Genomic DNA, 20,972 nt, shown 5'->3' on the forward strand with positions numbered 1-20,972 from the left:
AGCCATGACTGCGCTTCCTTGCGCGCCTGCCAAAACTTCGGCCATCATGTGTCCGTCCTTGCGGCAACGCCCGCTCCTGGAGGAAACATGAAGAACAAGATCACCGGCCGCTCCGCCTTTCTCGCGCTGCTCAAGGACGAGGGCATCACGCATCTGTTCGGCAATCCCGGGACCACCGAGCTGCCGATCATGCATGCGCTGAAGGACCATCCCGATCTCACCTACGTGATGGCGATGCAGGAGAGCCTGGTGGTGGCGATCGCAGATGGCTATAGCCGCGCCTCGGGAAAGCTGGTCGCCTGCAACGTCCATGTCGCGCCCGGTCTCGGCAACGCGATGGGCTCGCTCTACAACGCCCAGTTCACGGGCACGCCGATGATCCTCACCGCCGGCCAGCAGGAGCAGGGCCACGGGCTGATGGAGCCGGTGCTGTATGGCCCCTTGGTGCGCATGGCCGAGCCGCTGGTGAAATGGGCAGTCGAGGTGACGCGGCTGGAGGATCTGCCGCGCATCGTGCGCCGCGCCGCCAAGGTCGCGATGACGCCGCCCACAGGTCCGGTGTTCATCTCGCTCCCCGGCGACATCCTCAACTGCGAAGCGGGCATCGATCTCGGCCGCTCCACCCGCATCGACGCGCGCGTAAAGCCGTCGGATGAAGCGCTGAGAGCATTTGCCGCGCGCCTGCTGAAGGCCGATCGGCCTGTGGTCGTCACCATGGATGAGGTGGTCAAGAGCGATGCGCTGAAGGAAGCGGCCGAACTCGCCGAGCTGCTCGGCGCAGCCGCCTATCAATCCTCGACGCCCTATGGTTCACACTTCGTTTCCGAAAGCCCGAGCTTCGTCGGCACGCTGGCGCGCGTGCAGAAGGTCGCGCGCGATACGCTGGCGCCCTACGATCTGCTGATTGCGCTCGGCGGCGATCCGTTGCGGATGTCTGTCTATAGCGAGGTCGATGCGCTGCCTGATGGCCTTGGCATCGTCCAGATTGGTCTCGTCGATTGGGAGATCGCCAAGAACTACGGCGCCGAGATCGCGCTGAAGGCGGACGTCAAGGAAACGCTGCGCGCGCTGATCCCGATGCTGAAGGAAATGGGCGGTGCGGCACTCGCAAGCCGCGCCAGGGAGCGTCTCACTGAGCTGGCACCAAAGAACTGGAGCGCGCGCCGCGCCGCTTTGGTCGAGCAGATCGGCAAGAGCGCGGGCCGCAACCCCATCGATCCGGATTATCTCGTGCTGCAAATGGTCGAGGCCATGCCCGATCACGCGATCCTCGTCGACGAAGGCCTCACCTCCAGCCGTCAAGTCACGGCGCTACGTCCGCATCGTGATCGTTACGGCTATCACGGCCTTGCCTCCGGCGGCATCGGCTGGGGCCTGCCGGCCTCGGTCGGCGCCAGCCTTGCCAATCCGGATCGTCCCGTGGTGTGCTTCTCGGGCGACGGCAGTGCGATGTATTCGATCCAGTCGCTGTGGACGGCGGCGCATCACAAGCTGCCGCTCAACGTTGTCATCGCCAACAATGGCGGCTACCGCATCATCAAGCAGCGCCTGCTCGCCTTCCATGGCGATGACAATTACGTCGGCATGGATTTTGTCGATCCGCCCGTGGATTTCGCCGGCGTCGCGAAAGCGCTGGGCTGCGAGGCGATCAGGATCAGCGATGTCAGCGAGCTGAAGCCGACGCTGGCGTCGGCGTTCGGCCGGCCAGGGACAAAGCTGATCGAGGTGATGGTGGACGGGAAGGTGTAGGACACACTGCTTCCACCGTCATTGCGAGCGCAGCGAAGCAATCCAGGCTTTATCCGCGGAGGGATTCTGGATTGCTTCGCTGCGCTCGCAATGACCAGGAGGAGGCACTCTCCCTCTCCAGCTCGTCCTGGCGGAAAGCGGGGACGACAGCGCGGGTGTGGCGCAAATTTCCGCCTACCCCTTCCTCCCCACCCGATACCCTGCCGCCGGATGCGGTGAGTCGAGCCTTGCACGTCCGCTGCCAAACAGCTTCTCCCGCAGCGTGCCTTTCGCATATTCGCTCTTGTACCGGCCGCGCCGGGTCAGCTCCGGCACCAGCATGTCGGCGATCTCCTCGAAATCACCGGGCGAGATCGCAAAGGCAACGTTGAGGCCGTCGACATCGGTCTTCTCGAACCAATCCTCGATCTTGTCGGCGACGCTCTCCGGCGTGCCGACCACGACCGGGCCGGCACCGCCGATGCCGACATGGTCGATGACGTCGCGCACCGTCCAGACGCGATCGGGATCGGCGCGGGTGACGTTGTCCATCGCACTGCGGCCGGCATCGTTCTGGACATGGCGTACCTGCTGGTCGAGGTCGTAGCCGGAGAAGTCGACGCCGGTCCACCCCGACATCAGCGCCAGCGCGCCTTCGGGGCTGATGTGGCGGCGGTAATCGGCGTATTTCTCCTTTGCTTCGGCCTCCGTTCGTCCGAGGATGATCGTCATCATCGAGAACATCAGGATCTCCGCCGGACTACGGCCGAGCGCGGCGGCCTCCTGGCGGATCGCGGACACGCGCGGCGCGATCACCTTGGCCGACGGTCCCGACATGAACACGCATTCGGCGTGCTTGGCCGCGAATTGCCGCCCGCGCGGCGAGGTGCCGGCCTGGTACAGCACGGGCGTGCGCTGCGGCGACGGCTCGCTGAGATGGATGGTGTTGTTGATGCGGTAGTTCGCGCTCTCGTGGTTGATGCGATGGACCTTGCTGGGATCGGTGAAGATGCCGCGCTTGCGGTCGCGGAGCACGGCGTCGTCCTCCCAGCTGCCTTCCCAGAGCTTGTAGACGACCTCCATATATTCGTCGGCGATGTCGTAGCGGTCGTCGTGGCCGGTCTGCTTGTCCTTGCCGGCGCCGCGTGCGGCGCTGTCGAGATAGCCGGTGACGACGTTCCAGCCGATCCGTCCCTCGGTGAGATGGTCGAGCGTCGACATCCGCCGTGCGAACGGGTAGGGCGGCTCGAAGGACAGATTGCTGGTGACGCCGAAACCGAGATTTTTAGTCACCGCCGCCATCGCCGAGAGCAGGAGCAGCGGTTCGTTCGACGGCGTCTGTGCTGCATTGCGCAACGCCGCGTCAGGGCTGTTGCCATAGACATCGTAGACCCCGAGCACGTCGGCCAGGAACAGCCCGTCAAAACGGCCGCGTTCCAGCGTTTTGGCGAGGTCGATCCAGTAGGGCAGGCGGTTATACTCGGCGGTGCGGTCGCGCGGATGGGTCCACAGGCCCGGTGACTGATGTGCGACGCAATTCATCGCAAAGGCATTGAGCCTGATCTCTTTGGCCATCCTGGTCCTCTGGCGCCCTGTACTGAGCGCTCTTCGAATGCTAGACGTGCGCCCCAATCTGGCGACGTTCTTGCATATCGCTTGCCCTTGGCAAGGCCAAAATCAGCGGCCGGCAAGCCAATCTCAAGCGAGCAAAAACGAAGTCCGAAGAGCAGTACAAGAGAACTACAAGCGAACTGCCCAAGTCCCCGCCACTTTCGAAGGGCATCCTGTGCCGGATAGGATCCTTCGTCCCAAAGCCTCGAAAAAAGTCATGACCAGAGCCGACGCCATCGCCCGCGCCCGTGAGGATTTCCAGTCCGGCGCATTCCTCGCCGAGCTCGACCGCCGCGTCGCTTATCGGACCGAAAGCCAGAATCCGTCGCGCGGCCCCGAGCTGCGTGCCTATCTGGAACAGGAGATGATGCCCTCCTTCGCTGCGCTCGATTTCAACAGCCGGATCGTCGAATCCCCAAGCGGCAAGGCGCCGTTCCTGTTCGCCGAGCATCACGAGAGCGCCTCAGTGCCGACCGTGCTGGTCTATGGCCATGGCGACGTCGTCGACGGCATGGAAGGCGAGTGGCGCGATGGCCGCGATCCCTGGCGCACGACGGTTGCGGGCACGCGCCTCTACGGCCGTGGCACCGCCGACAACAAGGGCCAGCACAGCATCAACATGGCAGCGCTCCGCGCCGTGCGCGAGGCCCGCAGCGGCAAGCTCGGCTTCAATGCCAAGTTCATCGTCGAGATGGGCGAGGAGATCGGCTCGCCTGATCTCGCCAAGGTCTGCGATCTCAATCGCGACGTGCTCAAGGCCGACCTGTTCATGGCCTCCGACGGGCCGCGCCTCTCCGCCGATCGTCCGACGCTGTTCCTGGGCTGCCGCGGCGGCATCCGCATCCATCTCGACGTGAAACTGCGCGATGGCGGCCATCATTCCGGCAATTGGGGCGGCGTGCTCGCCAACCCTGCGACCATCCTGGTCAACGCCATTTCGACGCTGGTCGACGGCCATGGCCGTCTCCAGCTCGAGGCGCTGAAGCCGCCGCGGCTCACCAACCAGATTCGCTCCTATCTCGCCGATGTGCAGGTGGCCCCGACCGCGGACGAGCCGGCACTGGCGGAGAACTGGGGCGAGGAGGGCCTGTCAGCTGCCGAGCGGCTCTACGCCTGGAACACGCTGGAAGTGCTGGCGATGTCCTCAGGCAATATCGAGAAGCCGGCCAACGCCGTTCCCGGCCATGCCAATGCCGTGCTGCAACTGCGTTTCGTGGTCGGCACCAAGGTCGACGGCCTGATCGAGGCCATCCGCGCGCATCTGGTTCAGAACGGCTTTCCGATGGTCGAAGTGCGAGCGGCGCAGAGCTTTGCCGCCTCGCGCACCGATTTCGACAGCCCCTGGATCAAATGGGCGTCGGATTCGGTGAAAGAGACCACCGGCAAGCCGCCGGCGGTGCTGCCGAATTTCGGCGGGTCGCTGCCCAATGACGTGTTTTCCGAGATTCTGGGACTGCCGACGATCTGGGTGCCGCACTCCTACCCCGGCTGCTCCCAGCATGCGCCCAATGAGCACATCCTGCTGCCATTGACCGAGGAGGCCTTGACGGTGATGGCCGGGCTGTTCTGGGATCTCGGGGAATTGCCGCGCCCGTTAACCTGAGCCTCCGGTCCAGCCAAAAGTCACATTCTATTCCGGCCCATTTTGTGCTTGCATCCCGCCCGCATCATCCTGAAAGGGGAAGAAAAAAGTGAAACATTTCCGTAGCATCGGGCTCGCGCTCGCCGCGACCTTCGCCGTCAGCCAGGCCGGGGCCCAGGAGCTGACCGGCACGCTGAAGAACATCAAGGACACCGGCACCATCACGCTGGGCTTCCGCGACTCCTCGATCCCGTTCTCCTATCTCGACGACAACCAGAAGCCCGTCGGGTTCGCGATGGACATCTGCTACAAGATCGTCGATGCCGTGAAGAAGGAGCTCAAGCTCGACAAGCTCGAGGTCAAGCTCAACCCGGTCACGTCGGCGACGCGTATTCCGCTGATGGCCAACGGCACCATCGATCTCGAATGCGGTTCGACCACGAACAACGCCGAGCGCCAGAAGCAGGTTTCGTTTACCAACACGCACTTCCTGACCGCCAGCCGCTACGTCTTCAAGAAGTCGAGTGGGCTGAAGTCGATCGACGACCTCAAGGGCAAGACCGTGGTCTCGACCGCCGGCACCACCAACATCAAGCAGCTGACCGAAGCGAACGTCGCCAAGGGCCTCGGCGCCAACATCATTCCGGCCAAGGACCACGCCGAAGCCTTCCTGATGGTCGAGACAGACCGCGCGGTCGCCTTCGTGATGGACGACATCCTGCTCGCGAGCCTCGTCGCCGGCTCCAAGAACCCGGATGACTACGCGATCTCCAAGGACGCGTTCTCCAAGCCCGAGCCCTACGGTATCATGCTGCGCAAGGATGACGCGCCGTTCAAGAAGGTGGTCGATGCGGCGACGGCTGCGCTCTACACGTCCGGCGAGGGCGCCAAGATCTACGACAAGTGGTTCATGCAGAAGATCCCGCCGAAGGGCCTGAACCTCAACACGCCGATGTCGGAAGAGCTGAAGCACGAGTTCGCGAAGCCCTCGGACTCGCCGAACCCGGACGACTACAAGTAAGATGCTGTTTCCCTCTCCCCGCAAACGGGGAGAGGGAAGACATGCCGGCCATTCTGGAGGGATGTGGCCGGACATTTGCATAGGCGCCGGGACATTTCCGACAGGCGCGTTCGCGCGGGGGACACGTGAACTACAACTGGAACTGGGGAATCTTCTTCCAGCCGAACCCGATGGGGACCGGCACCTATCTCGACATGCTGCTGTCCGGACTGGTGCTGACCCTCAAGACCGCGGTGCTGGCCTGGATCATCGCGCTGATCACCGGCTCGATCGTCGGCGTCATGCGCACGCTGCCCTCCAAGGGCGCCTACTGGTTCGGCTTCTGCTACGTCGAATTCTTCCGCAACATGCCGCTGCTGGTGCAGCTGTTCCTGTGGTACTTCGTGCTGCCGGAAATCCTGCCGAAAGGCGCGGGCCTGTGGCTGAAGCAACTGCCGAACGCGCCGTTCTGGACGGCGGCGATCGGCATTGGTCTGTTCATGTCGGCGCGCGTCGCCGTGCAATTGCAGGCCGGTATCTCCTCGCTGCCGCGCGGGCAGAAGATGGCGGCGACTGCGCTCGGCCTCACCACCGTGCAGGGCTATCGCTACGTGCTGCTGCCGATGGCGTTCCGCATCATCCTGCCGCCACTGACCTCCGAGTTCCTCAACACCATCAAGAACACGGCGGTCGCGATCACCATCGGCCTGCTCGAACTGACCGGACAGGCGCGCTCGATGCAGGAATTCTCGTTCCAGGTGTTCGAGGCCTTCACCGCCGCGACCATCCTCTATCTCCTCGTCAACGCCGTCGTCGTGACCGCGATGCGCTTCCTCGAGCGCTGGGTCGCAATCCCCGGCTACATCACGGGGAAATAAGCGATGCTCGGCAATTTCGATTTCGACGTCATCCGCCGCGCGCTGCCCTATCTGTTCTACGAGGGCATGACCTTCACGCTGACGCTGACCGCGCTTGCCGCGCTCGGCGGCCTGGTGTTCGGCACGGCGCTCGCCCTGATGCGCCTGTCCGGGCTCAAGCTGCTCGGCCGCATCGCCGGCATCTATGTCGACTTCATGCGTTCGCTGCCGCTGGTGCTGGTGATCTTCTGGTTCTACTTCCTGGTGCCTTATATCGGTCAGTGGCTGACCGGCGCCTCGCGCCCGATCAGCGTCGGCGCATTCGCATCCTCGCTGATCACCTTCATCATGTTCGAGGCGGCGTACTTCTCCGAGATCATGCGCGCCGGCATCCAGTCAATCTCGCGCGGACAGCCGGCGGCCGCCAGTGCGCTCGGGCTGACCTACACCCAGACCATGCGCTACGTCGTGCTGCCGCAGGCGTTCCGCAACATGCTGCCGGTCCTGATCACGCAGACCATCGTGCTGTTCCAGGACACCTCGCTGGTCTACGTTCTCTCGATCACCGACTTCCTGGGTGCGGCGAGCAAGGTCGCACAGCGCGACGGCCGTCTGGTCGAAATGTATCTGTTTGCAGCCGTCGTCTACTTCACCATCTCCTGTATCGCGTCCTTCGGCGTTCGCCGCCTCCAGGCGCGCATCGCCATCATTCGCTAGAGCGTGTCGACCATGATCGAAATCAGCCATGTCAACAAATGGTACAGCCCGACCTTCCAGGTGCTGACCGACTGCACTACCAATGTCACGAAGGGCGAGGTCGTGGTGGTCTGCGGCCCCTCCGGCTCGGGCAAGTCGACGCTGATCAAATGCGTCAATGCGCTGGAGCCGTTCCAGAGCGGCGACATCCTGGTTGACGGCACCAAGGTCAATGATCCCAAGACCAATTTGCCGAAGCTGCGCTCGCGCGTCGGCATGGTGTTCCAGCATTTCGAATTGTTCCCGCACCTGAAGATCATCGACAATCTCTGCCTCGCGCAGGAGAAGGTGCTCGGCCGCTCGCACGACAAGGCGGTGAAGAAGGGTATGCAACTGCTGGAGCGCGTCGGGTTGAAGGAGCAGGCGCAGAAGTTTCCGGCGCAGCTCTCCGGCGGCCAGCAGCAGCGCGTCGCGATTGCGCGTGCGCTCGCCATGGACCCGATCGTGATGCTGTTCGACGAGCCGACCTCGGCGCTCGATCCCGAGATGGTCAGCGAGGTGCTCGACGTCATGGTCGACCTCGCCCGCGAAGGCATGACCATGATGGTCGTGACCCACGAGATGGGCTTTGCCCGCAAGGTCGCCAACCGCGTGATCTTCATGGACCGAGGCGAGATCGTCGAGGACGCCCCGAAGGACGATTTCTTCGGCAAGCCGCGCAGCGACCGCGCGCAGAAGTTCTTGTCGAAGATTCTCTCGCATTAGGCACTGTCGTCATTCCGGAGCGCGCGTAGCGCGAATCCGGAATCTCGAGATTCCGGGTTCAATGCTTCGCATTGCCCCGGAATGACCGGTGTGAGGTTTATCGGCGCCCGCAAATTTCGTATAGCAGCCCTAATCCCCCTTTCCCGCCAGGAGACCCGCCTTGGACTCGATCGCCTACGTCAACGGTTCATTCGTCCCGCTCGCGGACGCCAAGGTCTCGATCCTCGATCGCGGCTTCCTGTTTGCCGATGGCATCTACGAAGTCTCGGCCGTGCTCGATGGCAAGCTGGTCGACAACGCCTCGCATCTGGCGCGGCTGGAGCGCTCGGTCGGCGAGATCAAGCTGAAGCTTCCGGAGACCGTCGAGCGCATCACCGAACTGCAGAAGGAATTGATCGCGCGCAACAAGGTCGAGAACGGGCTCGTCTACCTCCAGGTCACGCGCGGCGCCGACAAGGGGCGCGATTTCGCCTTCCCGAAGGGCGACGTCAAGTCGAGCCTGGTGATGTTCACCTCCGAGAAGGACATCATCAACGCCGCCTCGGCCAAGACCGGCATCAGCGTGATCACGGTGCCCGACATCCGCTGGGAGCGCCGCGACATCAAGAGCGTGGCGCTGCTGGCGCAGGTGCTGGCGAAGCAGGCCGCGGCCGAAGCCGGCGCCGGCGAAGCCTGGATGCTGCAAGACGGCTACGTCACCGAAGGCGGCTCGTCGTCGGCGTTCATCCTCACCAAGGACGACGTCATCGTCACCCGCAAGAACTCCAACACCATCCTGCCGGGCTGCACCCGCAAGGCGGTCGTCGCACTCGCCGAGGAGCGCCAGCTCCGCGTCGAGGAGCGTTCCTTCACCGTGGAAGAGGCGCTGGCCGCGAAGGAGGCGTTTGCGACCTCGGCATCGCTGTTCGTGCAGCCGGTGGTCGCGATCGACGGCAAGAAGGTTGGCGACGGCAAGCCCGGCCCGATGGCCACGCGCCTGCGCGAGATCTACGTGGAGTTCGCCAGGGCGACGGCGGTTTAAGCCGCACACTCCGCTATCGTAGGGTGGGCAAAGGCGCACTGCGCCGTGCCCACGTCTTTTTCTCTCGTTGACTGAAGGTGGGCACGCTTCGCTTTGTCCACCCTACGAGACCTACTTCGATGAGCGTGTCGCGCCTCACGCCACCGACGCTTTCACCTTGACCGGGTGAACCGCGCGGAACGAGATTGCGATCCTGTTCCAGGCATTGATGGCGCCGATCAGCATGGTCAGGTTCACCGTCTCCGCGTCGGAGAATTGCGCACGGACCTGCTCGTAAACCTCATCGGGCGCGTGCGTCTCCGAGATCAGCGTCACGGCTTCAGTCCAGGCCAACGCCGCGCGTTCGCGGTCGCTGTAGAGCGGGGACTCCCGCCAGGCGTTGAGCAGATAGATGCGCTGCTCGGTCTCGCCGCGCTTGCGGGCGTCCTCGGTGTGCATGTTGATGCAGAACGCGCAGCCGTTGATCTGCGAGGCCCGGATCTTGACGAGCTCGATCAGCGATTTCTCCAGACCCGTCGACTGGATCTGCTCCTCCAGCGCCATCAACGCCTTCATCGTGTCGGGGGCGGCTTGGTGGAAGTTCATGCGCGGTTTCATGGTCGTTCTCCTTCTGGCTGGGGTCAGTGGGCTCCGCCGGCCGAGGTCTGGCCGGCCCTCTTCAGGAACAGGACGGCGGCCAGCGCGACGATCAGCGCCATGCCGAGCAGATAGAAGGTGTCGCTGAAGGCGAGGATATAGGCCTGCTTCCGCACGGTATGGCCGATCGCGACATAGGCGCGATGCGCGGCGTCCGCATGGTCGAGCACGCCGTGATTGATGAAATACTGCGTGAGCTGCTCCAGCCGCGTCCGCGTCGCCTGCTCGAACACCGAGACCGACTGCATCAGCACGTTGGAGTGATATTGCTCGCGTTTGGTCAACACGGTCTGGAGCAGTGCGATGCCGACGGCGCCGCCGAGATTGCGCATCATGTTGAACAGGCCGGAGGCCGAGCCGGCGTTCTCCGCCTCGATGCCTGCAGTCGCCACCGCCGACAGCGGCGCCATCACCAGTGCCTGGCCGATGGCACGAACGACATTAGGCCACAACAGCTGGTCGGCCGCATAGTCGTTGGTCATATAGATGTTCATGAAGTTCGACGCTGCGAACAGCACGAAGCCGATGCCGATGATGATGCGCGCGTCGAACTTCTGCATCAGACGCGGCACCAGTGGAATCAGCAGGAGCTGCGGCAATCCGGTCCAGGCCAGCACCATGCCGATCTGCTCGGCGTTGTAGCCCTGGATGCGCGACAGATATTGCGGCAGGATGAACACCGAGCCGTAGAGCGCGATGCCGAGCAGAAAGTTCGCCAGCATGCCGAAGCCGAAATTGCGGCGAGCCAGCAGGGCGCAGATTGAGCAGCGGCTTCTTCACCGTCAGCTCGATGATCAGGAAAGCGGTCAGCGCCACGGCCGCGATCACGCTGAGCTTGACGATGAAGGGCGAGCCGAACCAGTCGTCCTTGTTGCCTTCCTCCAGTACGGTCTGAAGCGCGGACAGGCCGATTGCCATGGTCACGATGCCGGCCCAGTCGCCCTCGCGGAGCAGCGCCAGCTTCATGGGCTTGGCCTCGAGCGCGTACCAGAGCATGCCGACCATGATCGCGCCGGGCACGAGGTTGACGTAGAAGATGTACTGCCAGCCGAAATTCTCGGTGAGATAGCCGCCGATGGTCGGGCCGATCGCGGGGGCGAACGTCGCCGACAGCGCGAACATGGCAAGTCCCACGGGTTGTTTTGCGCGCGGCAGCAGCGTGATGATCAGCGTGAACGCCATTGGGATCAGCACGCCGCCGGTAAAGCCCTGCACCGCGCGCAGCACGATCATCTGCGGCAGGTCCTGCGCCAGGGCGCAAGCCGCCGACAGGGCCAGGAACAGGACCGCGTTGGTGAGCAGGTAGATCCGGATCGAGAATACTTGCGCAAGCCATCCCGACAGCGGGATCACCACGATCTCGGCGATCAGATAGGAGGTCGAGATCCAGCCGCCGTCGTCGATGCCGGCGCCGATCGCGCCCTGGATGTCGGCCAGCGAAGCGTTGACGATCTGGATGTTCAGCACCGCCATGAAGGCGCCGAGCGTGGCGCCGATCACCGCGATCCAGGTTTTGGCGGAAATGACCGGCGCGGCAGGTGCGGCCGGAGTGCGGATGCTGGTGGCGGAAGCGGTGTTGAGAGCGGGGTGGAGCGTGCTCATGGAAGCCTCGTCTCGGGTATGGAGACAGGATGCATCAGGCGATGGGTTTCGATCATCGAGGAAGTTGAGGAAGCATCGTCCGGCAGGAATTGATAATCCTGCCGGTCAACCGACCTCAGCTGCCGTTCGGGCGGGGCGCGTTCTCGGCGAGGCGCTTGGCCGTGTCGCGTTCGGCCAGCACCGTCTGCTTCGTATCGACGGTCGGCACCGCCGACATGCCGGGCCGGAGCAGTCCGGTCAGGCGGTGGTCGTCAAGCACGATCTTCACGGGAACGCGCTGCACGATCTTGGTGAAATTGCCGGTGGCGTTATCAGGCGGCAGCAGCGCGAATTCGAGACCGCTCGCCGGCGACAGGCTGTCGACATGCCCGTGCAGGGTCTGGCTGCGGAAGCTGTCGACGCGGAGCTCGACCGGCTGGCCGGGGCGCACATGCGTGAGCTGCGTCTCCTTGAAGTTCGCGACCACATAGACCGCATCGAGCGGCACCACCGCCATCAATTGCGTGCCGGCCTGCACAAACTGGCCGACGCGCAAGCTTCGCGCCCCGACGGTACCGTCGACCGGCGCGGTGATCTCGGTATAGGACAGATTCAATGCGGCCTGCTCCGCGACCGCGCGGGCGCGGTCGAGCTGCGCGGCGGCCTGGGCGCGCTGGGTGGTGAGGACGTCGACCTTGCGCTGCGCGGCGACGAGACCTGATTTGGCATGCTGCAATTGCGCGTTGCTGGCGCGCAGCGCCGCATCGGTCTGCTGTGCGCGCTGGATCGTGCCGGAGCCCGACTTCATCAGGTCGTCGTAGCGTGCGCGCTCCTCCTGCGCGAATCTCAGATTGGCGTCGGCGGCGGCGACATCGGCGGTGCTCTGGTCGATGATCGGCTGCTGGAGTTCGAGCTGCGCATCGATGTTGCGCACGGAGGCTTCGCCGGCGGCGACGTCGGCTCTCGCCTGATTCAGCGCCGCCTTGAAGTCGCGGTCGTCGATTTTCGCCAGCAATTGGCCGGCCTTGACCCGCTCATTGTCGCCGACCAGCACCTTGGCGATGTAGCCGGAGACCTTCGGCGCGATGATCGTGGAGTCGGCCTTCACATAGGCGTCGTCGGTGGATTCGAGGTAGCGGCCGTTGGTCCAGTAGTCGTGGCCGTAATAGGCAATCGTCGCCGTGCCTGCGAGGAGCGCGACAGCCAATGCCGCGCGCCGGACCATGTTACGGGCCGGAGCAGCCGCCGGCGTCTTCGCGTAATCCTGAACGATTTCAGTCGCTTGCTTGAAATTATCCGTGCGGGGCATCTCGGACATGGCAGTCTCCTATCGACTACGTGAGACTATCGTTCCTACCGGCTTTGAAGATAATCTGCGAAATTCTGGAAGGATTATCCATCAGACGTGGATAATCCCCGGGTCCTGGCTATCGAAGCAGGCCGGCGACCGCCCAGAGGGATTGCTGTGCGGCCCCGAACGAAGCTGCGAGCGGGATGAGAGCGTGTGTCCAAGATAATCGGAGTGAATTCCTTCCGATTATCGATCGAAACGGGATAATCGGCGGCCATGGATCGATTGACGAGCCTCGAAGTGTTCAGCCGGGTGGTCGAGACCGGCGGCTTCTCCGCAGCCGCCCGTAAGCTCAACATGTCGACCACGATGGTGAGCAATCACGTTCAGGCCCTGGAAGACCGGCTCGGTGTGAGGCTGCTTCACCGCACCACGCGCAAGGTCAACCTCACCGAGATCGGCAAGGCCTATTACGACCGCTGTGTCCAGATCCTCGCCGATATCGAGCAGGCCGACGACATTGCGAGCGAATTGCAGTCGGTGCCGCGCGGCACGCTGCGCATCCACGTTGCCACCCACATGGTGCCGTTCGTTGCGCCCGTGGTCGCGAAGCTGCTGTCGAGCTATCCGGAGCTCAAGATCGATCTGCGCATGGGCGAGGCCGACGTCGATCTCATCGAGGAAGGCTACGACGTCGCCGTGCGTATGACCCCGCCGCCGGATTCAAGCCTGATCGTGCGGAGCCTTGCCACCTGGCGTCACGTCCTGTGCTGCTCCCACGACTATCTCGACAAGCACGGCCGGGTGCAGCGGCTCGACGAGCTCACCGCGCACAATTGCGCCCGTCACCTGAACTATCCGTTCGGCGACGAGTGGCGCTTCTTCGATCGCAAGGGCGCGCCGGCTTCAGTGCGCATCTCGGGCCGCTTCGTCACCAACAGCGGAGAAGCGCTGCGCAGGGTGGCGCTGGAGGGGGCTGCCGTCTGCCTGATGGCGGGGTTTCTCGTCCAGGACGATCTCGATTCCGGCCGGCTCGTCCGGCTGCTGCCGGAATATCGGCCGGTCGAGCTGTCGATGAACGCGGTCTATCCGCACCGGCATCATCTGTCGGCGAAAGTCAGGACCTTCATCGACCTGCTCGTGCACCACAGCGCCGAGCAGCAGAAGCTGGTCAATCCCTATGCGTGAGATGCGGCCATCAGTGCCGTGGGGTAGGCAAAGGTGCAAAGCGCCGTGCCCACCATCTCCCTTGTCAACCTTGGGCGCGCATCTTTTGCGTTGCCGGTGTCGTCAAATTCGCAGCGAGCCGCTCGACCTCGGGCCTCACTTTCGCGATCGCTGCGTCCTTCACCGGGCCGTAGCCACGGATCTCCATCGGCGCTTTTGCGATCACCACGAGGTCGGACAGGCGCGCGGCGTCGAGACTGCCGAGCATGCGTTCGATCAGGCCTTCATACCAGCCGATCAGCTCGCGCTCCATGCGCCGCTCGGCGGTGTAGCCGAACGGATCGAACAGCGTTCCGCGCAACCGCTTCAACCGCGCCAGCACGGCGAGCGGCGTCTGGATCCACTGGCCGAAGGCGCGCTTGCGCGGACGACCGCGGGCGTCGTGCTTGGAGGACAGGAACGGCGGAGCGAGGTGATACTGGACGCTAAAACCGTCCTCGAACTCGCGCTTCAACTCGTCGAGGAAGCCGCTCTGCATATGCAGGCGCGCGACCTCGTACTCATCCTTGTAGGCCATCAGCTTGAACAGGGCGCGGGCAACCGCCTTGGTCAGTGCCGTGCTATTCAGGGACGCTTCGGCGTTGCGGACCTTTGCGACGATTGTCCGATAGTGCGCCGCATAGGTCCCGTCCTGATAGTCGGCGAGGAAATCGGCGCGACGATCGATGATCTGGTCCAGCGTCTCGGCTTGCGGCGTCGCGCTCGTCTGCGGCAAGAAGTCCGGATCGGCGGCGGCGATGCGACCCCAGGCAAAGGCCTGCCTATTGCGCTCGACCGCGACGCCGTTGAGCTCGATCGCGCGCAGCAGCGCGGATAGCGAGACCGGCACCAGCCCGTGCTGCCAGGCAAAGCCGAGCATGATGATGTTGGCGTAGACGGTGTCGCCGAGCAGCCGTTCGGCCAGCGCATTGGCATTGACGGTGTCGAGATTGTTCTCGCCAATGACATGACCGATTGCGCGCAGGCGGGCAGGCGAAGCCAGATCAGCGTCGCGGAAACGAACGACGTCGCCGGTCGGCATCTCCGCGATGTTGACCACCGCGCGGGTACCGCGGCGATAGGTGCCGGACGCCTTGGGCGAGGAGCTGACGACGAGGTCGCAGCCGATCAGCGCATCGGCCGCGCCCTGGTCGATGCGAACCTGATGCAGCGCATCCGGTGTCGCGGCAAGCCGGACATAGCTCAACACCGGACCGAATTTTTGCGCAAAGCCGGTGAAGTCGAGCACCGAGACGCCGCCTCGTTCCAGATGCGCGGCCATGCCGATCAGCGCGCCGACCGTGATCACACCGGTACCGCCGACGCCGGTCACGAGCAGATCGTAGGGCCGGTCCAGCGTGGCAGGCGCGGGCAGGGGAAGCGTGGCGGCATGGCCGACTGCATCGATCTCGCTTGCGCTCTTCTTCCGGCGCATCGCGCCTTCGACGGTCACAAAGCTCGGGCAGAAGCCGTTGAGGCAGGAGAAATCCTTGTTGCAGGCCGACAGGTTGATCCGGCGCTTGCGGCCGAACGGCGTGTCCTTTGGCTCGACGCTGAGGCAATTGGACTCGACCGAGCAATCACCGCAGCCCTCGCAGACGAGGTCGTTGATGTAGGCAAAGCGCTTGGGGTCGGCGAGCTGCCCGCGCTTGCGGCGCCGCCGCTTCTCGGTGGCGCAGGTCTGCTGGTAGATCAGGACCGAGACTCCCGGGATTTCGCGCAGTTCGCGCTGGACCGCGTCCATCTCCTCGCGCGGATGGATGGTGACCCCGCCGGGCAGGTCTGCCGGAGCAAACTGCGTGGGATAGTCCGAGACCAGCGCGATGCGGGCGACGCCCTCGGCGCGGACGCTGTGCGCGATGGCGTGCACGCTGACGGGGCCATCGACCGGCTGGCCGCCGGTCATCGCCACGGCGTCATTGAACAGGATCTTGTAGGTGATGTTTGCCTTGGCCGCGATCGCCTGGCGGATCGCCATCGAGCCCGAGTGATAATAGGTGCCTTCGCCGAGATTCTGGAAGACGTGCTTGTTGCCGGTAAATCGCGACGATGCCGCCCAGTTCACGCCTTCGCCGCCCATCTGAATCAGCGACGAGGTCTCGCGGTCCATCCAGCTCGCCATGAAATGGCAGCCGATGCCGGCCAGCGCCTTCGAGCCTTCGGGGACCTTGGTCGAAATGTTGTGCGGACATCCCGAGCAGAAATACGGCGTGCGCGTGGCGCCGGCGACGTTGATCGTGCGCGCGGCCTCCGGCATCAAGGCGGCGGCCCGCGCGGCGAGATTGAGCCCGGGAAACATCGGATCGAGCCGGCGCGCGAGCACGCCGGCCAGCGCGCGCGGCGACAACTCGCCGATCCAGGAGATCAGCCGCGCCCCACGCTCGTCGTGCTTGCCGACCATGCGCTCGGGCTTGCTGCCCGGATAGTCGTAGAAATATTCCTTGAATTGGCTCTCGATGATGCCGCGCTTTTCCTCGACCACGAGGATTTCGCGCTTGCCTTTCACGAACTCCATCGCGTCATGCAGCGCCAGTGGCCAGATCATGCCAACCTTGTAGATGTCAATGCCGATGCTGCGGCAGGCCGCCTCATCGAGCCCCATCAGCCGCAGCGCCTCCATCAGATCGAGATGCGCCTTGCCCGTGGTGACGATGCCGTAGCTGGCATTGGGAATGTCGTAGATATGGCGATCGACCGGATTGGCCTTGGCGAAGGCGTAGACCGCGTGCTTCTTCGCTTCCAGCCGTTCCTCGATCTGCGGGCCCGGCAGATCGGGCCAGCGATAGTGCAGGCCGCCCGGCGGCGGCGTGAAGTCGGGCGTGTGGAAGAGGCGCGGCGGGCGCAGCAAGACGGAGGCGCCTGATTCCACGATCTCCGAGATCGCCTTGAAGCCGACCCACATGCCGGAGAAGCGGCTCAGCGCGTAGCCATATTCGCCGAATTCGAGGTATTCGCCGACGCTGGCCGGATGCAGCGTCGGCATGAACCAGCTCATGAAGGCGACGTCGGATTGGTGCGGCATCGACGACGAGACGCAGCCATGGTCGTCGCCGGCCACCACCAGCACGCCGCCATGTGGCGAGGAGCCGTAGGCGTTGCCGTGCTTGAGCGCATCGCCGGACCGATCGACGCCGGGACCCTTGCCGTACCAGAGCCCGAACACGCCATCGACCTCGCGGTCGGCTTGCGTCTCGACCTGCTGCGAGCCGAGCACCGCGGTTGCGGCGAGGTCCTCGTTCACGGCGGGGAGGAATTCGATTGTGTCGCGCTTCAGTCGTTCCTGGATGCGCCAAAGCTCGAGATCGATGCCGCCGAGCGGCGAGCCGCGATAGCCGGAGATGAAGCCCGCGGTGTTCAACCCCGCCGCGCGGTCGCGCCTGATCTGGTCGAGCGCGATGCGGACGATGGCCTGCGTGCCCGTGAGGAAGACGCGGCCCTCCTCGCGGTCGTAACGATCGGAGAGCTCATAGGTGTCGAGTGACGGAATGGTGTCCATGGCGGACCTCGCGCGGCATCCCTGCCGATCAGCGAAGGTTAGGCCCGGGCGGGTGGTAGGTCTTACCTATTTTCCCCGAATTGATCGCGAATCCGGTAAAATTTTGCGTCAGGCAGTCAAATTTGGTAGATGTTGCCGATCTGAGGGGTCCTCATGATCGAAGAACAGGACACGCGAATACTCGCCCATCTTCAGAAGGATGGCCGCGCCACCAACCAGCAGCTGGCCGATGAGGTCGGCATGTCGACCTCGGCCTGCTGGCGCCGGGTGCGGGCGCTGGAGGAGAGCGGTGTCATCCAGGGTTATGCGGCACTGGTCGCGCGCGAGCAGGCGGGCTTTGCGATGTCGGCCATCCTCCACGTCTCATTGGAGCGGCACGACGCCAAATTCGTCGACGAATTTGTGGCCCGCGTCACGAAACGTCGCGAGGTGCTGGAGTGTTTTGCGACCACGGGCGATGCCGACTATCATTTGCGTGTCGTCGTGCAGGACATGGCGGCCTACAACCGTTTCCTCGACGAGTTCATGTTCCGCATCCCCGGCATCCGCTACGTCCGCAGCAACGTGGTGCTGAAGGAGATCAAGACCGGCGTTGCGCTGCCGTTCTGATGACGCTGGCACGGTACCGTAGGGCAAACCACCATTCGTTCACGGTGGCGGAAAGCTGGTGGGCACGGCGCAAGAGCGCCTTTGCCCACCCTCGCACCGTTGATCGTGTCACGCCGTTTTTGCGTCGGATCCAGCCCTCAGCAGAATCATGAAGACGAGAACGTGGCTGACGAGCAGCAGCGGCACATAAAGTGCCGGAATGTAAATGCCGGCACCGAAGAGGCCGGGAGTCTGGATTTTCGTCGCGCCCATGTAGTAGGCGTTCAGAAGATCAAGCGTGCCCCAGACGTTGAATATCCAGACCATCGGAACGGCGATCGACCATCGCCAGGAGAGTGCCGCCATCGAAACAAGCGCGAGGGTGGCGGCGATGAGATCGCCCCAGCCGACCTGGCCGGCGAAATCCGGGCTCAGCTCCGATGAGACGAACCCGGTGACCATGAAGTTCATGCCCAGGAACCTGAACGCGTTGAAGGCTGCGAGAAGCCTCAAGGCGTCAAAGCGCGGCATGGTGCGGAGTGCCGGCCAGACGTAGATGGTGGCCACCACCCCGCTTGTCAGGAAGGCGCCGGCGACGCTGAGCACGAACGGCAGGTTGAAGTCAGGTGGCACGTTCAGATTCCCTTGCGATTATTTGGTAGGCCGCTCAGGGCTTCGTCATGAGCAGACGGAGCGGCATCAGCGGGCCGACCGCGATGTATTCGTGGTCCACAAGCTCCTGCTTGGCGAGCGGCAGGCCGTCCATGATCGCGTGCCCCTCGGCGGCGTCCTTGACGTTCAGCAGGAAGACGGCGCCGCGTCCGTCGGACCGCGAATACCATTCTCGAACCATCCCGTTGAGGTAGAGCTGAACGGTCTGCCTGACTTCATCGGGCATGACAGCCATCACCTGTTCGCGGGTGATGCCCGCCTTGACGGTCAGGATGACCATGACCCCGGTTGTCGGCGAGGTGGCTGGTGCTTGTGTTTGGGCTTGGGCTGAATCGACCATGAGAGTTGCACCTGTCAGTGTGAGGGCGAGCGCCAACACGAGGTTGTGGATTGTCTTCATCGGCTTCATGTCTCCAGTCACGGCGGTCGCCGTGATGTCGCTGGTGCCGGCGCTCACGGCGATACGGCTCGTCAGCAATTCGGATGTAAGTCCGCTTTCCGCGCGGCACTATTCGCGATAATGTTGATGGGCTATGAAGCAGAACTTCACAGTCAGGCAGGGCGCGCTCGACGGCGTCGAGGCGTTCCTGAGCGTCGCCCAGCACCGCAGCTTCCGCCGGGCGGCCGCCGAGCTCGGGGTCACGCCGTCGGCCATCAGTCAGGCGGTGCGTGCTCTGGAGGCGCGCATCGGCGCCGCGCTCTTCATCCGCACCACGCGCAGCGTCGGTCTGACCGAGGCCGGCGAAAGGTTCCTCGCGCGTGCAAGGCCTGCCTTCGAGGAGCTCATTGCGGCAAGCGGGGCCGCGCGTGAGCTCGGGCAGCGACCGGCCGGGCTCCTGCGTCTGACTGTGCCGCGCTCGGTCGTGCCGATCCTGCTGGAGCCGCTGGTCGCCTCGTTCTGCCAGGCGTTTCCCGAGATCGAGGTGGAGCTTGCCGCAAGCGAGGAGCTGGTCGACCTCGCAGCCGAAGGTTTCGATGCCGGCATCAGGCTGGGCCAGTTCATCGCTCCCGATATGGTCGCGGTGCGCCTGACCAAGCCGTTGCCTCTCATCATCGTCGGCAGCCCGGCTTACCTCGCCCGCCGCGGCCGGCCCGAGCGCCCGGACGATCTGCGCGAGCATGCATGTTTGCGATTGCGGCGATCAAACGGCGCGCTTGCATCATGGTCGCTCGACGACAACGGCCGTTCCATCGAGATCGTCGTTTCGGGACCTTTCATCGCCAACGACTTTCCCACGATGCTCGGAGCCGCCATCGAAGGCGTGGGTCTTGCGCAGGTGCCTGCGCCGCTCGCCACCGCCGCCGTGACGGCAGGAAAGCTCGTCCATGTGCTGGAGCGATTTTCGCCGATGACACCGGGTGTGTTCCTCTATTATCCCGGTCATCGGCAGATCATGCCGAAATTGCGGGCCTTCATCGACCATGTGAAGGGCCGCTCGGCGGCCACAGGCTGATCTACCGTCCCTCCCGCACAAACCGATTGCGCAATACGCCGATGCCGGTGATCTCGATCTCGACGACATCGCCGTGCTTGATATCGGGCGACGCGCCATCCGTGCCCATCCAGATCACATCGCCGGGCCACAGCGTAAAATACTTCGTCAGCTCGACCAGGAACGGCACCACGCCGAAGATCATGTCGCGGGTCGCGAAGCGGTTGGTCTCCTGGCCATTGACCCGAACGACCGTTTCCATCTTCGCGAGATCGGCCTCGGTCTCGATCCATGGGCCCATTGGCTTGAACGTGTCGGCGTTCTTCGCGCGCCACAGGCTGCGGTCGGCCTTCTGCCAGGAGCGCTCGCTGACGTCGTTGCCGATGGTGTAGCCGAACACGCAATCCATCGCGTTCTGTTCGGTGAGATGCTTCACCTTCTTGCCGATGACGACGACAAGCTCGCCCTCGTAGTGGACCTTCTCGCTCGCGAAGGACGGGATGACGACGTCCTCGTCATGCGCAATCAGCGCGTTCTGCGCGCGATAGCCGATCTCGGGCCGGTCAGGCACGGCCGGCACCTCGCCGCGTTTATCGGCGGCTTCCTTCAGGTGCTTCAGATAGTTCAGCCCGACGCAGTAGAAGGTGCGCGGAATCAGCGGCAGCTCGATTTTGACCTGCGACAGCGGATGCACGCGCGAGCTGCGCTGCCATTCGCCAAAGGGATCGCCGTCGACCGCGATCACCTGGTCGCCTTCGACAAGGCCCCAGGAGGTTCTGCCGGAGGCGGTGAATTTCAGCCAGCGCATA

The 20,972-nt window shown here is 64.0% G+C and carries 17 protein-coding genes and 1 pseudogene; 10 read left to right on the forward strand and 8 right to left on the reverse strand.

Annotation, left to right across the window (positions count from 1 at the left end):
• Positions 1–87: 87 nt before the first annotated feature.
• Positions 88–1,749: a thiamine pyrophosphate-binding protein gene (locus ACVWY3_RS34725; RefSeq protein ID WP_456842466.1), complete on the forward strand. Its 1,662-nt coding sequence runs from the start codon at positions 88–90 to the stop codon at positions 1,747–1,749.
• Positions 1,750–1,923: 174 nt separating this feature from the next.
• Here ACVWY3_RS34725 and ACVWY3_RS34730 read toward each other — a convergent pair whose 3' ends face one another.
• The gene (locus ACVWY3_RS34730; RefSeq protein ID WP_456842467.1) at positions 1,924–3,303 is read right to left on the reverse strand and encodes an LLM class flavin-dependent oxidoreductase; all 1,380 of its coding nucleotides are present in this window, start codon (positions 3,301–3,303) and stop codon (positions 1,924–1,926) included.
• Positions 3,304–3,556: 253 nt separating this feature from the next.
• Between ACVWY3_RS34730 and ACVWY3_RS34735 the strand changes: the two genes are divergently transcribed.
• The 6 genes from ACVWY3_RS34735 to ACVWY3_RS34760 all read left to right on the forward strand — a co-directional run bounded on the left by ACVWY3_RS34735 (position 3,557) and on the right by ACVWY3_RS34760 (position 9,260).
• Positions 3,557–4,942, forward strand: a complete 1,386-nt coding sequence (locus tag ACVWY3_RS34735) for a M20 family metallopeptidase (RefSeq protein ID WP_456842468.1) — start codon at positions 3,557–3,559, stop codon at positions 4,940–4,942.
• Between the two features lie 88 nt (positions 4,943–5,030).
• Complete coding sequence (locus ACVWY3_RS34740; protein ID WP_456842469.1) at positions 5,031–5,942, forward strand: amino acid ABC transporter substrate-binding protein; 912 nt, start codon at positions 5,031–5,033, stop codon at positions 5,940–5,942.
• Positions 5,943–6,067: 125 nt separating this feature from the next.
• Positions 6,068–6,799 (forward strand): amino acid ABC transporter permease, encoded by a 732-nt coding sequence (locus ACVWY3_RS34745; protein WP_456842470.1) that lies wholly within the window; start codon positions 6,068–6,070, stop codon positions 6,797–6,799.
• A 3-nt stretch (positions 6,800–6,802) separates the two neighbouring features.
• Positions 6,803–7,495 (forward strand): amino acid ABC transporter permease, encoded by a 693-nt coding sequence (locus ACVWY3_RS34750; RefSeq protein WP_456842471.1) that lies wholly within the window; start codon positions 6,803–6,805, stop codon positions 7,493–7,495.
• 12 nt (positions 7,496–7,507) lie between these two features.
• Positions 7,508–8,239 (forward strand): amino acid ABC transporter ATP-binding protein, encoded by a 732-nt coding sequence (locus tag ACVWY3_RS34755; protein WP_456842472.1) that lies wholly within the window; start codon positions 7,508–7,510, stop codon positions 8,237–8,239.
• A gap of 160 nt (positions 8,240–8,399) precedes the next feature.
• Complete coding sequence (locus tag ACVWY3_RS34760; RefSeq protein ID WP_456842473.1) at positions 8,400–9,260, forward strand: D-amino-acid transaminase; 861 nt, start codon at positions 8,400–8,402, stop codon at positions 9,258–9,260.
• A gap of 135 nt (positions 9,261–9,395) precedes the next feature.
• Here the strand turns inward: ACVWY3_RS34760 and ACVWY3_RS34765 are convergent, their stop codons facing one another.
• The 3 genes and pseudogenes from ACVWY3_RS34765 to ACVWY3_RS34775 all read right to left on the reverse strand — a co-directional run bounded on the left by ACVWY3_RS34765 (position 9,396) and on the right by ACVWY3_RS34775 (position 12,795).
• Positions 9,396–9,857: a carboxymuconolactone decarboxylase family protein gene (locus ACVWY3_RS34765; protein ID WP_456842474.1), complete on the reverse strand. Its 462-nt coding sequence runs from the start codon at positions 9,855–9,857 to the stop codon at positions 9,396–9,398.
• Between the two features lie 23 nt (positions 9,858–9,880).
• A pseudogene (locus ACVWY3_RS34770) lies at positions 9,881–11,498 on the reverse strand (MDR family MFS transporter).
• A 115-nt stretch (positions 11,499–11,613) separates the two neighbouring features.
• On the reverse strand, positions 11,614–12,795 hold the full coding sequence (locus ACVWY3_RS34775; RefSeq protein ID WP_456842475.1) for an HlyD family secretion protein: 1,182 nt from the start codon (positions 12,793–12,795) through the stop codon (positions 11,614–11,616).
• 249 nt (positions 12,796–13,044) lie between these two features.
• On the opposite strand from ACVWY3_RS34775, the gene ACVWY3_RS34780 reads away from it, so the two are divergent.
• Positions 13,045–13,956 (forward strand): LysR family transcriptional regulator, encoded by a 912-nt coding sequence (locus ACVWY3_RS34780; protein ID WP_456842476.1) that lies wholly within the window; start codon positions 13,045–13,047, stop codon positions 13,954–13,956.
• 64 nt (positions 13,957–14,020) lie between these two features.
• Here the strand turns inward: ACVWY3_RS34780 and ACVWY3_RS34785 are convergent, their stop codons facing one another.
• The gene (locus ACVWY3_RS34785; protein WP_456842477.1) at positions 14,021–17,470 is read right to left on the reverse strand and encodes an indolepyruvate ferredoxin oxidoreductase family protein; all 3,450 of its coding nucleotides are present in this window, start codon (positions 17,468–17,470) and stop codon (positions 14,021–14,023) included.
• A 153-nt stretch (positions 17,471–17,623) separates the two neighbouring features.
• Here ACVWY3_RS34785 and ACVWY3_RS34790 point away from each other — a divergent pair, with 153 nt between their 5' ends.
• Complete coding sequence (locus ACVWY3_RS34790; protein ID WP_456842478.1) at positions 17,624–18,079, forward strand: Lrp/AsnC family transcriptional regulator; 456 nt, start codon at positions 17,624–17,626, stop codon at positions 18,077–18,079.
• A 108-nt stretch (positions 18,080–18,187) separates the two neighbouring features.
• On the opposite strand, the gene ACVWY3_RS34795 is transcribed toward ACVWY3_RS34790, so the two are convergent.
• Complete coding sequence (locus ACVWY3_RS34795; RefSeq protein ID WP_456842479.1) at positions 18,188–18,691, reverse strand: hypothetical protein; 504 nt, start codon at positions 18,689–18,691, stop codon at positions 18,188–18,190.
• A 34-nt stretch (positions 18,692–18,725) separates the two neighbouring features.
• Positions 18,726–19,187, reverse strand: a complete 462-nt coding sequence (locus ACVWY3_RS34800; protein WP_456842480.1) for a hypothetical protein — start codon at positions 19,185–19,187, stop codon at positions 18,726–18,728.
• 76 nt (positions 19,188–19,263) lie between these two features.
• On the opposite strand from ACVWY3_RS34800, the gene ACVWY3_RS34805 reads away from it, so the two are divergent.
• Positions 19,264–20,184: a LysR family transcriptional regulator gene (locus ACVWY3_RS34805; protein WP_456842481.1), complete on the forward strand. Its 921-nt coding sequence runs from the start codon at positions 19,264–19,266 to the stop codon at positions 20,182–20,184.
• A 1-nt stretch (position 20,185) separates the two neighbouring features.
• Here ACVWY3_RS34805 and ACVWY3_RS34810 read toward each other — a convergent pair whose 3' ends face one another.
• Entirely contained in the window at positions 20,186–20,971 is a 786-nt protein-coding gene (locus ACVWY3_RS34810; protein WP_456842482.1) for a fumarylacetoacetate hydrolase family protein, read from the reverse strand.
• Position 20,972: the final 1 nt, after the last annotated feature.

The sequence above is a fragment of the Bradyrhizobium sp. USDA 4486 genome (assembly GCF_054057995.1).

Bases quoted from the DNA above. Each gene is read 5' to 3' on its own strand.
- ACVWY3_RS34765 (WP_456842474.1), bottom strand. From the start codon at position 9,857: ATGAAACCGCGCATGAACTTCCACCAAGCCGCCCCCGACACGATGAAG.
- ACVWY3_RS34775 (WP_456842475.1), bottom strand. From the start codon at position 12,795: ATGTCCGAGATGCCCCGCACGGATAATTTCAAGCAAGCGACTGAAATC.
- ACVWY3_RS34725 (WP_456842466.1), top strand. From the start codon at position 88: ATGAAGAACAAGATCACCGGCCGCTCCGCCTTTCTCGCGCTGCTCAAG.
- ACVWY3_RS34755 (WP_456842472.1), top strand. From the start codon at position 7,508: ATGATCGAAATCAGCCATGTCAACAAATGGTACAGCCCGACCTTCCAG.
- ACVWY3_RS34735 (WP_456842468.1), top strand. From the start codon at position 3,557: ATGACCAGAGCCGACGCCATCGCCCGCGCCCGTGAGGATTTCCAGTCC.
- ACVWY3_RS34810 (WP_456842482.1), bottom strand. From the start codon at position 20,971: ATGCGCTGGCTGAAATTCACCGCCTCCGGCAGAACCTCCTGGGGCCTT.
- ACVWY3_RS34730 (WP_456842467.1), bottom strand. From the start codon at position 3,303: ATGGCCAAAGAGATCAGGCTCAATGCCTTTGCGATGAATTGCGTCGCA.
- ACVWY3_RS34780 (WP_456842476.1), top strand. From the start codon at position 13,045: ATGGATCGATTGACGAGCCTCGAAGTGTTCAGCCGGGTGGTCGAGACC.
- ACVWY3_RS34805 (WP_456842481.1), top strand. From the start codon at position 19,264: ATGAAGCAGAACTTCACAGTCAGGCAGGGCGCGCTCGACGGCGTCGAG.
- ACVWY3_RS34785 (WP_456842477.1), bottom strand. From the start codon at position 17,470: ATGGACACCATTCCGTCACTCGACACCTATGAGCTCTCCGATCGTTAC.
- ACVWY3_RS34790 (WP_456842478.1), top strand. From the start codon at position 17,624: ATGATCGAAGAACAGGACACGCGAATACTCGCCCATCTTCAGAAGGAT.
- ACVWY3_RS34750 (WP_456842471.1), top strand. From the start codon at position 6,803: ATGCTCGGCAATTTCGATTTCGACGTCATCCGCCGCGCGCTGCCCTAT.